This is a genomic window from Kitasatospora sp. NA04385 (assembly GCF_013364235.1).
Taxonomy (GTDB): Bacteria; Actinomycetota; Actinomycetes; order Streptomycetales; family Streptomycetaceae; genus Kitasatospora.
The window spans coordinates 3,850,972-3,863,923 of record NZ_CP054919.1 but is presented as its reverse complement, the minus strand read 5'-3'; the positions used below and the strand labels follow the sequence as shown (position 1 = coordinate 3,863,923).

General features: G+C 74.9%; 11 protein-coding genes. All 11 read left to right on the top strand.

The annotated features are described in order from the left end of the window. Positions 1–383 precede the first annotated feature (383 nt). The 11 genes from HUT16_RS17170 to HUT16_RS17120 all read left to right on the top strand — a co-directional run bounded on the left by HUT16_RS17170 (position 384) and on the right by HUT16_RS17120 (position 12,863). Positions 384–1,292: a hypothetical protein gene (locus tag HUT16_RS17170; protein WP_176189041.1), complete on the top strand. Its 909-nt coding sequence runs from the start codon at positions 384–386 to the stop codon at positions 1,290–1,292. A gap of 70 nt (positions 1,293–1,362) precedes the next feature. Next, the gene (locus tag HUT16_RS17165) at positions 1,363–2,871 is read left to right on the top strand and encodes an amino acid permease (RefSeq protein WP_176189040.1); all 1,509 of its coding nucleotides are present in this window, start codon (positions 1,363–1,365) and stop codon (positions 2,869–2,871) included. After that, positions 2,868–4,301 (top strand): glutamine synthetase family protein, encoded by a 1,434-nt coding sequence (locus HUT16_RS17160; RefSeq protein ID WP_176189039.1) that lies wholly within the window; start codon positions 2,868–2,870, stop codon positions 4,299–4,301. Before HUT16_RS17165 ends, HUT16_RS17160 begins: the two co-directional genes overlap by 4 nt. 84 nt (positions 4,302–4,385) lie before the next feature. Further along, positions 4,386–5,918: a Mur ligase domain-containing protein gene (locus HUT16_RS17155; RefSeq protein WP_176189038.1), complete on the top strand. Its 1,533-nt coding sequence runs from the start codon at positions 4,386–4,388 to the stop codon at positions 5,916–5,918. Positions 5,919–5,945: 27 nt separating this feature from the next. Further along, positions 5,946–6,446 carry a helix-turn-helix transcriptional regulator gene (locus HUT16_RS17150; protein WP_176189037.1) on the top strand — a complete coding sequence of 167 codons (501 nt, stop codon included), beginning with the start codon at positions 5,946–5,948 and terminating at the stop codon, positions 6,444–6,446. Continuing rightward, positions 6,443–6,724: a hypothetical protein gene (locus tag HUT16_RS17145; protein WP_176189036.1), complete on the top strand. Its 282-nt coding sequence runs from the start codon at positions 6,443–6,445 to the stop codon at positions 6,722–6,724. The genes HUT16_RS17150 and HUT16_RS17145 overlap by 4 nt, the downstream gene beginning before the upstream one ends. A gap of 43 nt (positions 6,725–6,767) precedes the next feature. Continuing rightward, positions 6,768–7,280, top strand: a complete 513-nt coding sequence (locus tag HUT16_RS17140) for a hypothetical protein (RefSeq protein WP_176189035.1) — start codon at positions 6,768–6,770, stop codon at positions 7,278–7,280. Between the two features lie 35 nt (positions 7,281–7,315). Next, positions 7,316–9,247: a glycoside hydrolase family 15 protein gene (locus tag HUT16_RS17135; RefSeq protein ID WP_176189034.1), complete on the top strand. Its 1,932-nt coding sequence runs from the start codon at positions 7,316–7,318 to the stop codon at positions 9,245–9,247. Beyond that, positions 9,244–10,431, top strand: coding sequence for a hypothetical protein (locus HUT16_RS17130; protein WP_176189033.1), 1,188 nt, complete (start codon positions 9,244–9,246; stop codon positions 10,429–10,431). Before HUT16_RS17135 ends, HUT16_RS17130 begins: the two co-directional genes overlap by 4 nt. Beyond that, positions 10,428–11,537: a hypothetical protein gene (locus tag HUT16_RS17125; RefSeq protein ID WP_176189032.1), complete on the top strand. Its 1,110-nt coding sequence runs from the start codon at positions 10,428–10,430 to the stop codon at positions 11,535–11,537. Before HUT16_RS17130 ends, HUT16_RS17125 begins: the two co-directional genes overlap by 4 nt. Before the next feature lie 87 nt (positions 11,538–11,624). Then, the gene (locus tag HUT16_RS17120; protein ID WP_176189031.1) at positions 11,625–12,863 is read left to right on the top strand and encodes a tetratricopeptide repeat protein; all 1,239 of its coding nucleotides are present in this window, start codon (positions 11,625–11,627) and stop codon (positions 12,861–12,863) included. The last annotated feature ends 89 nt before the right edge of the window (positions 12,864–12,952 follow it).

Genomic DNA, 12,952 nt, shown 5'->3' with positions numbered 1-12,952 from the left:
TCCAGAGATTTTATCGACGGGGAAGGCTGCAGCTCACCGCCAAGTTTGTCGCACAGATGCCACACGATGCATCAAATCTGCACTGTTGCAGCGCTGTTGTTCGGTGTTCCGTATGACTCCCACGGGACGTCGGTCCGGCTGGATCCAACTACCCCGGTCGTTGCACTGGTGAGACCCGGCAGCGACGACGGTGGTTCGCGACTGCCAGTCCGCACCCCGGAGAAGGAACCGTCCAAAGGGCCTTCGGGAGACGGACGGATCACCAGGCCGGCGAATTCCCGCAGGTCATCATGTCATGTCCACGCGCGAAAGGGGGGTTTGTTGTGTCCGAGTTCCGACTGCGCTACCACCCTGCAGGGTTCGACGGTCCGCTCCGTGCAGCGGTGGACGACCTGCTGGCCGGCCGGTGGCTGTCGACGGAGCGGCTGCTGGCGGGAACGGAGCGGTTTTCGAGCCTGTGGGTGTCCCGGACTCAAGTGCTGGGCTTGGCCGCCGCCCGGTCAACGGTGCTCACTGCGTGGGCCCGCGAGAATCCGACGGCCTCGGGGCTCGGCATCCTGCGGCTTCGGGTGTTGGTCGAGCACGCCCTGCTCGCCGGCAGGGAGGCTCAGCGGGAGGCCGGGCGGTTGGAGCAGGAGGCCCGTGAGGCGTGCTGGGCTGCGGCGCAGGAGGACCCGTCCGATCCGGTTCCGTGGGTGTGCCTGCTCGCCCTCGCCGAGCTCGACCACGGCCAGTTCCGCCCCGAGCACCGGGTGCTGTCGGGGGATCCGCTGCTGCCGCCGGGCCCGTGGGGGCTGCTCGACGAGGCACTCCGGCGGGATCCCGGGAGCCGGGAGGCGCACCACCGGGTGTACCGGTACTGGCGGCAGCGCAACCGCGCCGCGGCTCTCGACTTCGTGCACACCGCGGCGCTGCGGGCGCCGGCCGGTTCGCCGCTGGCGGCGCTGCACCTGTACGTGTCCGTCGACCAGTACCGCAACACGGCGGTCCGGGACGCGGTGACGCGGGGGCAGTGGCGGCGTGAGCCGCACTTCTCCCACGCCCAGCGGGCCTTCCAGAGCTGGTCGGTCGCGGAGCCGGAGTCGTGGCCGGTAGCGGACCTCAGCTACCTCGCGCACGCCCTGTGGGCGTCGGCGCAGATGGGCGCGGCGGTCCGGGTATTCGAGGCCCTGGGCCAGTTCGCGTCGCGGACGCCCTGGTCCTACGTCGCGGACTCGCCCGCGCGCGGTGAGGAGCTGCTGCTGACCGCCCGACAGCAGGCTTACGCGGGACGCCCGATGGCGTTCGCCTGACCTTTCTGCCGCGCCTCCTCCTTTTTCTTCCTTCCTTCTTCTCCTTCACCCTGTACGGAGGTTGTCCCTGATGTCCCCTGCCCACGCCGCGTCTTCGCCCCCGAGCGACGAGGAGCACCTGCGGCGGCTCGGCTACGAGCCCAAACTTGCCCGTCGGATGGGCGCGTTCGGGAACTTCTCCTCGTCCTTCTCCGTGATCAGCATCCTGTCGGGCTGCATGACGATGTTCGCGTTCGGGCTGAACGCGGGCGGCCCGGCGGTGATGCTCTGGGGTTGGATCGGCGTCGGCGCGATGGTGATGTTCGTCGGCGCCGCGCTGGCCGAGGTCACCTCCGCCTACCCCACCAGCGGCGCGCTGTTCTACATGGGCCACGCCTTGGGCGGCCCCCGCTGGGGGTTCCTGGTCGGCTGGCTGAACCTGCTCGGGCTGATCGGCGGGATCTGCGGCATCGACTACGGCGCGGCCAGTTTCGTCGGCGCCTTTCTGAACATGCAGTTCGGCTACGAGCCCACCGCGCTGGGCCTGCTGGGGATCTTCACGGTGATCCTGCTGCTGCACGCGGGGCTGAACCTGCGGGGCGTGCGGTTGGTGTCGGTGCTCAACTCCGTCTCGGTGTGGTGGCACCTCGGCGGCGTCGCGCTGATCGTCGGGGCGCTGGCCGTGGTGCCGGACCGGCACCGCGGCACCGGCTGGCTGATGACGCACTTCGTCAACAACACCGGCTGGAGCAACCCGGTCTACGTCTCCTGCCTGGGCCTGCTGCTGGCGCAGTACACCTTCTGCGGGTACGACGCCTCCGCGCACATGAGCGAGGAGACTACGCGGGCGTCGGTGGTGGCGCCCCAGGGCATCGTCCGCTCGATCTGGGTGTCCTGGATCGCGGGCGCGGTGCTGCTGGCCGGGCTGCTGCTGGCCGTCGGCGACTACGACGGCGTCCTCAACTCCCCGACGGGCGTGGCGCCCGCGCAGATCTTCCTCGACGCCCTCGGCCCGACCGGGGCGAAGGTGTTGCTGTCGGTGGTGATCGTGGCGCAGCTGTTCTGCGGCAACGCGGAGACCGCGGCGTCCAGCCGGATGGTGTTCGCCTTCGCCCGGGACGGGGGGCTGCCCGGATCGGGGCTGTGGAGCCGGGTCTCGGAGCGCACCGGAACTCCGGTGCCGGGGGTGTGGCTGTCGGTCGGCGCGGCGTTCGTCCTGGCGCTGCCCTCGCTGTGGTCGCCGGTCGCCTACGGGGCGGTGACCGCCGTCAACGTGGTGGGGATGACCCCGGCGTACGCGGTGCCGGTCTACCTGCGCCTTCGCAAGGGCAGTCCGTTCCGACCGGGCCCGTGGAACCTGGGCCGCCGCGGGCGGCTGGTGGGGTGGGTCGCGGTGGGCTGGGTGGCGCTGGTGACGGTGCTGGTGTGCCTGCCGCAGTCCTACCCGGTGACCGTGGACACGTTCAACTACGCGCCCGTCGCGGCCCTCGCGGCGCTGGGCCTGGCGGCCGGTTGGTGGCGGCTGCGGGGCAGGTACGACTACGCGCCGCCGGTGCAGCAGTCGGCCGAGCTGGTCGAGCTGGCCGAGGAGGTCGTGTGAGCAGGCGCGCGCACCGCCGCGACGAGGCGGCGAAGCCGGCCGACGAGCCGCAGCCGGAAGGGCAGGGCCCGGAGATCCGGTTGGTAGAGCTGATCGACGGCGGCCTGGTCGAGGCGGTGATGGTCGCGGTGGCCGACGCCCAGGGCCGGTTGAAGGGCAAGGTGTTCGACGCCGGCGTCCTGCGCGGGCGCTTGGCGCGGGGGCTCGTGTCCAGCGAGGTGTGCGGCTACCTGCTGGGCACCGACCTGGGTATGACGCCCGCCGACGGCGGCGTGTGGTCGTGGGCGTCGGGGTTCGGCGACGTGGACCTGGCCTGGGAGCTGGGCCGGGCGCGGGTGCTGCCGTGGCTGCCGGGCACGGCGCTGGTGTGGGCGCGGCCGGTGCAGGCCGAGGGCCGGCCGCACGCGCTGTCCCCGGTGACGGTGCTGGAGGAGCAGATGATGCGGCTCGCCGGTGCGGGCCTGGTGCCTATGGTCGGGCTGGAGACGGAATTCGTCCTGGTCGAGGGCAGCGAGCGTGACGCGGAGCGCTCCGGCTGGCGCCCGCGCCCGGCGACGGTCGGCAACCTCGACTACGGGTTGGACGTGCCCGCGGGCGCCGCCGCCGTCCTGCGGGAGCTGCGGCGGGTGCTCGCCGAGGCGGGCATGCCGGTGGAGGCGTTGAAGCTGGAGGGCGCGCCGGGCCAGGTGGAGGTCACCTTCCCCTACGGGCCGGTCGAGCGGGCGTGCGAGCAGCACCTGCTGTTCAAGCACGCAGCCCGGGTGGTGGCCGAGCGGCACGGGATGTCCGCGCTGTTCATGGCGGCCCCGTTCACCGGGACCGGCTCGGGCCTGCACCTGCACCTCTCGCTGCACCGGATGCACGACGACGGTGGCGACGGCGCGGTGTTCGCCCCCGACGGCGAGGGCGAGCTGCTGTCCGAGACGGGGCGGCAGGCGGTGGCCGGGCTGCTGAACGTGCTGCCGGCGGTTGGCCCGATGTGGGCGCCGACCGTCAACTCCTACCGGCGCCTGGCCCGTGACCACGGCTTCGCGCCGACGAGGGCGACGTGGGGGTGGGACAACCGCTCCTGCGCGGTGCGGGTGGTCGGGCACGGCGGCGGCCGGCACCTGGAGGTGCGGGTGCCGGGCGCGGACGCCAACCCCTACCTCGCGGTGGCCGCCGCCCTGGCCGGTGTCCGGCACGGCATCGAGGGCGGCCTGGTGCCGCCCGCGCCCGCCCGCGGCGACTCCTACCAGGAGGCGAAGGCATGGCGCCTGCCGCGCGACCTCGCCTCGGCGGTCAAGGAGTTCGAGACGGACCAGGCGGTGGCCGAGCTGTTCGGCGTGCAGCTGGTCGCGCACCTGGCCTCCCTGGCCCGCCTCGAACTGGACCACCACGCGCCGCTGGTGAGCGCGGCCGAGGTCGCCCGCGGCTTCGCCCAGTCCTGAGCCCCGGCCCGGCCGCGCACCTCCCCGGCGGCCCGGCCGGGCCGGACCACCCCCTTCCCCTTGTTCAGCACGTTGGAGAGCAGCATGGCCACCGCCCCCACCCTGACCACCGCCACTGGTGCGGAGCCCGACCCCGGTGCGGAGCCCGACCCCGCCGGTCTTCCCGCGGCCCTGTCCGCGGTGCACCTGGCCGGCGTCACCGACCCGGGCATGGAGGGCCTGGCCCTGCACCTGGCCGCGCGCGGCGCCCGGGTCAGCGGCAGCGCCCGCCCCGACCAGGTGCGCGGGCACGTCGCCGACCGGCTCCGGAAGGCCGGGGTGAGCGTGACGGAGCGCCTGGCACCGGAGCAGGTCGGGGAGTTGGGGTCGGTGGTGTGGTCGCGGGCGGTCGTCGGCCCGCACCCCGAGCTGGACGCGGCCGTCTCGCAGCGGGTTCCGGTGCTCGCCCGCACCCACGCCCTCGCGCTGGCCGGCGCCGGGTTCAGCGGCGGCACGCTGGCGGCAGTGTGGGGAAGCCACAGCACCGCGACGGCCGCTGCCGCCCTCGCCCACCTCCTCGACGACGGCCGCACCGGCTGGATCCTCAACACCCCCGCGCTCGGCGCACCGGCCGGGCACCACGGCACCGCGCGCCTGGTCGCCGACCTCTCGCCCGACACCGGCACCCACGAGACGTCCCCCACCGCCCCGGTGCGGCTGTCCCCCGGGGCCGTCTCCCGCCCTACCCTGGCGCCCGCCGCGATGCTGATCACCGCCGTCGACCCGAACTCCCCGCACCACGAGGACCTGCCCGCGGCGCTGGCCATGGCCGAGCACCAGGCCCGCACCGCGCGCACCCTTCTCGTCCCGGACCTGTCGTGGTGGAACAAGCCGCTGGTGCTTATGCGCGAGCGGCTGGCCGAGCGGCCGGGCCCGCAGGTGGTCACCGTCGGCCCGTCCTCCCGCTGCGGCGTGCGGATCACCGACCTGGAGAAGACCGCCGTCGGCACCTACTGGGCCGAACTGCGTCACGGGAGCAGCAGGTTCCGGTCGGTGGTGCCTGCCACCGGGCTGCACCACGCGGTGACGGTCGTCTGCGCGGTGGCCACCGCCCTCGTCCTGGGCGAGGACCCCGACGCCCTCGCCCAGCGCCTGGCCGGCTTCGGCGGCGTCGAGGGGTCGATGCAGCACCTCGGCACCCGGGGCGGGGTCAGCGTCGTGCGCTCCCGGGCCCGCCACGTCTCCGAGGTCGCCCGCGACCTGCAGGCCGCGGGCGAACTCGCCGGCCGGGGCAGTGTGATCACGGTGCTGGAGCCGGACGGCTACGTCCGTACCCGCGCCCAGGCGGACTTCCTCGGCGCGGCGCTGGACCGCGGCCACCGTGCCGTGCTGCTGCCGGTGGCCGCGGGGATGCCGGTGCTCGACGTCGAGGACCCGCTGGAGGCGGTGGTGGCGGCGGCCCGCAAGGGCCTGCCCGCCGAGCGGGTGCACACCGTCCGCACCGGTCCGAGCTCACAGAGCGCCGAGGAGATCGTCGCCGGCCATGCGAAGGACGGCGACGTGGTCCTGGTCGTCGGCACCCACCGGGCACCCGCCCTGGCCGAGCGCCTGCTCACCCGCCTCGACACCACCGTCTGACACCCCTCACCCGGCAAGGAGCCTCTCGTGTCCATCGGACAGCCCGCCCACGACCTCGACGCCGACCAGGTTGCCCTGGTGAGGCACGTCGTCGCCGGTACCACCCGCAGCACTCTTCGCGCACAGCTCGGCCTCGACAACGTCGACGCCGCCATCGCCGGCCTGCACGCCGCCACCGGTACGAGGAACACTGTCCACCTGGCGGCCTGGGCTGCGGCCTGCGGGATCGTCACCGCCCGGCCGGGCACCGCGCTCGCCGGACGCCCGCACCTGACCCCTCGGTACCGGCAGGTCCTCGACGCGCTCGTCGCCGGGGCCGACGAGCGGGAGATCAGCCAGGAGCTGGGCGTCGCCCCGGCGACCCTGCGCACCTATGTCAAGACGATCGCCCAGCAGCTCGGTGCCGCCGGCCGCACCCAGCTGGCCGCCGCGGCCGTGCTGAACGGCGTGGTGCGACTGTCCGCGGTCATGCCGGGCTGGCCCGACGAGCCGCTGACCGCCACCCGGGACAGGGCGAGTGCCGCGTGAAAGCGCCCCGCACCGCCCGCCGCGCCGCGACGGCGATCGTCTGCTTCCTCCTCGGCACGGGCACCGGCAGCGCCGGGATGTTCCTCGTCGAGCACCGCGACCGGGCGCAGCCGGCCTGGCTGGGCCTGTTCGCGGCGGGTGCCCTGACTGCGGCGGCGGCCGCCGACGGGCTCTCCCGCCGCCGAGCACCGCAAGCCTTCACCACCCTGCACCACCAGCACGAAACCCATGGCGGCCGTCCGGGTCAGGGCCGCACCCGCGTCTACCGAAACCGCTGATGGCCATGACTACTACCCCCCTGTCTCCTCCCGAGCGGCCCCGATGACCGCCCCCGCAAACGGGGCGAGAGCGGTCCGTGTCGGTCCCCGGTACATCGAGGCCCCGGCCCCGTTCCTCCCCGACGGCAGTCCGTCGATCTACCTGTTCGGCAAGACCGCCGGGTGCCCCGACTGGCAGATCCACGTGGTCCGCCTGCTGCGGGAGCTGCGCTGGACCGGCACGGTGCTCAACCCCCGGCCCTCGCTCACCCCCACCGGCAGCCCGTACGACGCGTGGAGGCCCTTCGGCTGGCAGGACCGCAACGTCCCCAAGTGCGACGTCGTCCTGTTCTGGAACCCGATCAGCGCCGACCGGGTCCTGTCCGTCTACACGGCCGGGCTGCTCGCCGAGCCGGGCACCGCCGTGGTCTTCGGCAGCGACCCGGCCGACCCCGAGCAGCAGGCCCTACGCGGCGAGCTGGAGCGCCGGCTGCCGTGGCTGCCCGTCGCCGACACCCTCGCGGCCACCGTCCACGCCGCCCTCGCCGAACTCGAAGCCGCTCCGGCCCGGAGCTGACCGCCCATCACCCACCTGCCCATGCAAGGACTTCCATGCTCCGCGCCACGACCCCGTACCTGATCGAGGACCACGCGCTCCTCGGCAACACGGCCTCGGCCGCCCTGGTCCTCCCGAACGGGACCATCACCTGGGCGTGCCTGCCCGACTTCGACTCCCCGCCGCTGTTCACCTCCCTGCTCGGGACGCCCGCGCACGGCTACTGGCGCGTCGGGCCGGCCGTCCCGGATGGGCCGCCGCCGGTCGCCGACCGCCGCCAGTACCTGGGCGACACCCTCGTCCTGCGCAGCGAGTACGACACTCCCAGCGGCACCCTGGCCGTCACGGACCTCATGCCCGCGCCCGACAGCCTCGGCGTGGTCGCGCCGAGGATCGTGCGGATCGTCGAGTGCGTGAGCGGCGTGGTGCACGCCGCCTCCGTCTACCGGCCCCGCGCCGACTACGGTGCCACCGCGCCCATCATCCAGCGGGCCACCTCCGGCGCCCCGTGGCTGGAGGCGACCGCCGGGGACGACACCTACTGGCTGCACAGCGACCACGACCACTCGGTCAACCGCGACCGGGTGTGCCGCGCCGACTTCACCCTCACCGCCGGCCAGAGTTCCGCTTTCGCCCTCACCTGGGGCCCCACCAGCCGCTCGGCCCCCGCTCCCGCCCGGCCGGACGCCTTCGCCGAGCTGGCCGCGACCGTGCAGCACTGGGAGGCGTGGGCGCGCGGGTGCACCTACCGCGGCCCCCACCGGGAGGCGGTGGTGCGCGCCGCCCTCACCTTGGCGGCGATGTGCCACCCCGGCGGCGGCATCGTCGCCGCGCCGACCACCTCCCTGCCCGAGGAGATCGGCGGCGAACGCTGCTGGGACTACCGGTACACCTGGCTGCGCGACGCCTCGCTGACCATCGCCTGCCTGCTGCGCCTGGGCCTCACCGAGGAGGCCCGGCGCTGGCGCGACTGGCTCCTGGAGCACCTCGACCCCGAGCACCTGCAGCCGATCTACCGCCTCGACGGCGGCACAGACCTCACCGAGCGGGTGCTGGACCACCTGCCCGGCTACGAGGACTCCCGGCCGGTACGCATCGGCAACGGCGCCGCCAAGCAGCTCCAGCTCGACGTGTACGGCGAACTCGCCGACGCCCTGCTGCTGGCCGAGGACGCCGGACTGCCCGCCGACCCGCGGCTCGACGCCCTGCTGCTGGCCCTGGCGGGGCAGGTGGAGCGCCGCTGGCGCGAAGCGGACGAGGGGATCTGGGAGATCCGCGGCCGGGCCCGGCACTTCACCCACTCCAAGGTCATGTGCTGGGTGGCCGTCGACCGCACCGTGCGCCTGCTCCGGCGCCGCCCCGACGCCGACCCCGCCCTGCTGCTCCACCTGGAGGGCCTGCGCGAGGAGATCCACGCGGACGTGTGCGAGCGCGGCGTCGACGAGCATGGCGTGTTCACCCAGTACTACGGCGGCCGGACCCTGGACGCCGCCCTGCTGCTGATCCCGCTGGTCGGCTTCCTCCCCGGCGACGACAAGCGCGTCATCGCCACCGTCGAGGCCGTCCAGCAGGGCCTCACCGAGGACGGCCTGGTCCTGCGGTACGCCACCGGCCGGAGCGCCGCCGCGAACGTGGACGGCCTGGCCGGGCACGAAGGCGCGTTCCTGGCCTGCTCGTTCTGGCTCGCCGAGGCGCTGGCGGCCATCGGCCGCGACGACGAGGCGGACCAGCTGTTCGAGCGGCTGCTGGCCCTGCGCAGCGACCTGGGGCTGCTCGCCGAGGAGTACGACCCCCGCGCCCGCCGCCACCTGGGCAACTACCCGCAGGCGTTCAGCATGTGGGCGCAGGTCGACGCCGCCCTGCGCCTGGGCCGCCGCCCGGCGGCGCGGGTGGCACTCCCCGAGCAGGCCACCCGCCCGTTCTCGCCGCCATTCCAGGTCACCACCTTGTCCCGGGCGGCGCAGCTCACCGGGCAGGTGAGCCGGTGACCGCCGCCGCGCCCGCCGGCCCCCTCGGCGCCGCGCTCGCCCGCTTCCCCCTCACCCCCGGCGCGACCGCGCGGGTGGCGCCGCCGCTGCCGGAGCGGGTCGAGGAGGTGGCCGCCCTCGCCCGCCGCGCCGTCGACCGGGCGGAGGCGGGGCTGGCCGGCGAGGTCCACCGCCGCGCCGCGCAGCTGTACTTCGACCTGGGGCTGCCGGGCTCAGCGTACGCGGTGTGCAACCTCCACACCGCCCGGGTCCTCCAGCACCGCCCGCTGGACGCCCGACTCGCCATGTGCGCGCTGACGTCGCAGCTCACCCACGCCGACCTCCTGGTCCGCGAGGGCCGGCCCGGCACCGCCATCGCGCTGCTGGAGGAGATCCTGCGGGCGATCGGGACCGGCACGGACGCCGAGACGGCCGGCGTCGGGCTCCTGCCGCTGGCCGGCCTGAGCGCCACCGGCCGAGACCGCGGCGACCTCTACGACTGGTGGGAGGACGCCTCCCTGCTGCCCCTGGCCCGCGCGCTGGCGCGCAACGGCGACTGGGAGCGGGCCCGGGGCACCCTGCTGGCCGACCCGGCCCCGCCGCCCGGTCCGGGCGCCGCGCTGCAGCTGGCGACGATCGCCCTCGCCGTCGGCGGCCAGCCCGAGATCGCCGCGGTGCGGCTGGCCAGGACCCGGCTCGACCGCCACACCCCCTGGGAGCACGTCGTCGCCGCCGCGCTCCACCTCGCCTGCACCCTGACCGGACCCCGGGCCGAGCGCGCGCTCGCCGACCAGGTCACCACGCTGTGCGAGGCCCACGAGACCTACCAGCCGGGCAACAGCCCCGAGTTCGACACCGAGCTGGCCCTGGTCTGCGTCGACCTGTGCACCGCCGCGGACACGCCGCCGACCGCCGACTGGTTCTACGCGACCGCCACCGACTGGGCGCTCGCGGCCGGCGACGGGTACGGCGCCCGCGCCCTGCTGCACCACCCCCTCGCCGCCCGACTCCCGGACAACGACCGCACGGAGCTGGCCTCGATCGCCCAGCGGGCGGGGCTGGGAGCAGGCGCGCTGCCGCCCCACCTCGACGACCAGCTCATCCACGCCCTCGCCCTGGCCGCCGAAGCCATCACCGCTGCGGTGGGGACGGGCAGCCGGCCCCGGCCCGCCGACCCATCCAGCACAGGAGGCACCACCTCGTGACCCCGCCGCACGGGCCGGTGGCCGACCTGCTCGCCCGCCTCCCGCTGACCCCCCGCACCAGGTGGGCCGCGCCCCCGCTGCACCAGCGGGTCACCGACCTGCACGCCCGCGCCCGCCGCGCCTCCAGAGGGAAGTCTGCGACCACCGCCGGCACCGTCCTGCACCAGGCCGCCGTGCTGCTGGCCGACCTCGGCCGCCTGCCGCAGGCCCTTGAGCTGAGCGCGGAACACACCCGGCTGTGGGCCGCGCGCCGGCCGCTGAGCGCGGAGACGGCCCGGCAGGCGCTGGCGCCGCAGAGCACGGCCGCGGCCCTGCTGGTGCGCGCCCGCCGGGCCGAGGACGCCCTGGCCCTGTGCGCCGAGATCACGCGGGCCCTGGCCGAGGACGACGCCGCCGCACTGCCCCACGGGCCGCTGCCGCTGGCCCGGATCACCGATGACGACGGCGACCGCGAGAACGTCGGCAACTGGTGGGCCGCCGCCCAGGCCGAGCACGGCGCCCGCGCCCTGGCCCTCCAGGGCCACTGGGAACAGGCCCACCTCCACACCAAGACCGCCCGCGGGGCCAGCCCGCAGTCCGGCCTGCTCTACGCCCGCCAGATCGCCGTCATCGCCATGGCCGTCCAGGGCCACCCGGACCTGGCCCGGCACCTGATCGACGACACCCGCCCCACCACCCCGTGGGAGCGCGTCGTCGCGGAGGTGCTGCGCGTCCTGTGCGCGCTGATCGGCCAGGACACGCCCGACGAGCAGATGCTCGATCGGATGTTCACCACCCACGACGCGATCACACCCCGCTCCCGCGACCCTTTGTGGGACACCGAACTGTGGCTCGCCCTCGTGGACACGGCCGCGGCAGCGGGCAGACCGGCCTGCGGTCTGCACCGCTACGCCGCCGACTGGGTCAAGAGGTCCGGGGACGGCTACAGCGCCGCCGCCCTCCTCGAACACCGCCTCGCCCAGCACCTGGACGAGAAGAACCGGGACGCGCTCACCCGCCTCACCGACGCCGCCGGCCTCGGCACCAAACCGCCGCCGGCCAGGACCGAGCGCCGCATCGACGAAGCGATCGGCCTCGCCACCGCCACCCTGGCCGCCGCCACCTAGCCGGACCCCGCGGCGACCTTTCCGCCGGCCGCCCCGCCGCCGAGCGGAGGCGGCCCCGCGCCCTCGACCGATTCACGGAGTTCCCCGTTGACCGACGACCTCAGCGCCGACGAGCAGAACCTGCTGGCCGCCCTCGCCCACCTGCCGTCGCACCTCGACCTGCCCAACGCCCTCGCGGCGACCCGCACCCCGCCCCACCTGACCGAGGCCCTGGCGCGCTCCCTCACCACCCGGGGACTGCTGACCACCGTCCCCGGCAGCAGCACCCTCCACACCCTGGAGCGCGGCGCCGCCGCCCAGGCCCTCGGCCCCGCCTTGTCGAAGACCGGGGCCCAGGCCCTCGGGCGCTACCTGGACGCCCAGCTCGACACCGCCGACCAGGCCGCCCGCCTGCTCACCCCCGACCACCGCCCGCGTCCGCACACCCGCCGCCACCAGCCCTTCCAGGCCCGGCAGCTGACCTCCGAACAGGACGCCCGCACCTGGATGGAGGCAACGGCCGCCTACCTGCCCGCCGTGCTCACCACCGCCCTGGAAGCCCGCGAGGACACCGCTGCCCTCGCCCTCACCACCGCCTTCACCGCGCACGAGTACCTGCTCCGCCACCGCGACCTGCGCATCTCCGTCCACACGCTGGGCCTGATGGCCGCCAAGGAATGCCGGGACCGGGCCGCCGAGCACACCATCCTCCAGGTCCTGGCCGCGGACTACCTCGACAAGGGCCGCTACGACCTGGCGATCACCCACCTGCAACAGGCCCGCCGCATCGCCACCGCCAACAAGGACGCGGCCAGCATCGCGCGGCACACCCACGGCATCGGCGCCTGCCACCACGCCGCCGGACGGTGGTCCGCCGCCGAGGTCCACCTGGAGGAAGCCCAGGACCGGCTGCGCCCGCTCGGTCCCTCCCAGGACCTGGTGCTCGTCCTGATCCTCCTCGGCTCCGCCCGCACCGCCCTGGACAACCCCACCGCCGCCATCGAGCTGCTCAAGGAAGCCCTGCAACTCCTCGGCACCCTCCCGGAGCGCGACCCGGTGACCGCCGGCCGGGCCCTGGGCTACCTCGGCGAAGCCCACTCGGTGGCCGGCGGACGCCCGGAGGCCACCGCCCACATCTCCCGCGCGCTGTACGAGTTCTCCGGTGCCGGAGCGCACCGCTGGACCGCGTGGGTGATGGAACTGCACGGCCAGGCCGCCCGGCGCGCCGGAGACGAGAAGGGCGCCGCGATCTGGTTCAACGCCTCGCACGCCGTGTACAAGGCGCTCGGCCTCACCGCGGACGTCCGGCGCCTGGCCCGGCGGCTGAACGGAGCCGAGGACCGGTGACGGGCGGCGAAGCCGCGTGCGTGCGGCAGGTCGAGGCGGCGACGGCGCTGGCCGCTGGCCGCGCAGCGGTTCGAGGCAGCCGTCGCCGC